This is a genomic window from Eubacterium sp. An3 (genome assembly GCF_002159465.1).
GTDB classification, from domain to species: Bacteria; Bacillota; Clostridia; order Lachnospirales; family Lachnospiraceae; genus Anaerobutyricum; species Anaerobutyricum stercoris.
Genome location: NZ_NFIR01000089.1, coordinates 1 through 1,748, shown reverse-complemented (window position 1 = coordinate 1,748; position 1,748 = coordinate 1). Strand labels below are relative to the sequence as shown.

The following is a 1,748-nucleotide window of genomic DNA, read 5'->3' as shown; positions in this document are numbered from 1 at the left end:
ATGATGTTGGGGTCGAAACTATATAATTAGTTGTGCCCTGTACCTATAGTACCTTGAAAAATTCATATTTTGTAGTATTATGCTGGGATTTCTGGCATATATGCCGGGTATTTCCCTCCTTGTTTTATGCAAGTACCGGATTTTGAGCATAGTTTCCCAGACCCTTCACATAATTGAAGAGCTTTCGGAAATTTAGTGCCGCTATCTTCGAACCGAAAAAGAACTTGCCACGCTGTTTTCCACGAGGCATCTTTTCCAGATGGTAATTCCTGCGGATATTTGACGGTACAGTCTCTACTCCATTACGGAGTCTTGCGTAGTTTTTAAATTCTTCACTGCTCATGTCCCGCTGGATCTTCGCACGTTCATGTGCCGCTTTGGATGTTACTATTTTGGCAACCCGCTTAAAGATCTTCGGTTTACATTGGTCCTGGTACGGGCAGTTGGCACACTGCTCATGCAGAAAGGAAACGGCGCACTGCCTGCTCTGCTTCATATAGGAGCAGCTTTTCGGCGCATAACCTGCCGGACACCGGAGCACTTTTGTTCCTTCTTCGTTGAATTCAAAATCTGCAAGGATATCCGGGGCGAATTTCCCCGTCAGGCTTGTAGTGATCAGTTCTACATTCTTCTCCGATGCGAGCTGCGTGTTTTCTGTCCCGCTGTATGCGCCATCCGTAATTATGACTGTCCGCTCTTCCTGTTTCTCCATCTGCTCAAGATGTTCCTGGAGAAACTGGCTGTCACTGTGATTGTTCTGGTCATATTGATAATCCGTTACAACGGAACCATTCTTACCTACGGATTCCTCAAGGTTGGCTGTATATCCCCGATGCTCTTTTCCGGCTTTGCTCCGGAATGTAGCCTCCGGATCAGAAGGATTCTGCATCATGGATGAGTTCATACCGCCGTCTTCTTTTGTGCGGAGTCTGCGAGTTCCATTTTCAACAACTGTCTGTTCAGACAGGCATCTGACAAACAGATCATACTCTGTTGAATCCTGATACTCAGACTCACATAAGGTGAGAAGTTTATCGGCATCCGCAAGAAGCTGCTTTAATCGTTCCTCTGCATCCGTACTTCTCTGGTGATAGATCACTCTGTTGAAATCATTCGGATCTGTGTAGTGCTTCAGATCCTCCGGCAGCGCAGGATCATTTGCCTTATTCATAGAAACTGCCAGCTTTGAAATACAAGTATAGATCAGTTCCATCCGGCTGAGTTTACGGATGTTGGATTCGATCATCATGGAATCCATACGCCGGATCTTCCCGCTGATCCTCATCAGTTTGGCAATGGAAGCGCTCAGGTCATTTACGCAGTCATGGTAAAGATCCTTGTTATGAAGTGTTTCGTAATCATAGCACCGCCTGCGGAAACGGCTCAGTGTCTTGTCGCTCAGCGGCTGCTCTTCGAAACTCGTTGTGTGCAGGGCATACTGGAGCCGGAAATCCAACATAAGATTTTCAACCATTTCATCATCCGAATAATCAAAAAGCTCTTTGATAATGAGTGCACCAACGATTACATTTACCGGAGTATTCGGTCTGGATGCCTTATTACTGTATAAGACAGAAAAGCGCTTTTCATCAATGGCAGGGAATATTTCATCAGCAAAAACTTTTGCCCAGGATTTTTCCAGTGCTTTCTGTTCCCTGGCGGTTAAGCCGGAAAAACTATCTGTAAATGATATTTGCTGGTAAGAATTTTCTTTGAATGACATAAAGATTACCTTCTTTTCTAGGATA

The 1,748-nt window shown here is 44.9% G+C and carries 1 protein-coding gene; it reads right to left on the bottom strand.

Annotation, left to right across the window (positions count from 1 at the left end; genetic code table 11):
* Positions 1-124: 124 nt before the first annotated feature.
* On the bottom strand, positions 125-1,723 hold the full coding sequence (locus tag B5F87_RS20395) for a transposase (protein ID WP_087284506.1): 1,599 nt from the start codon (positions 1,721-1,723) through the stop codon (positions 125-127).
* Positions 1,724-1,748: the final 25 nt, after the last annotated feature.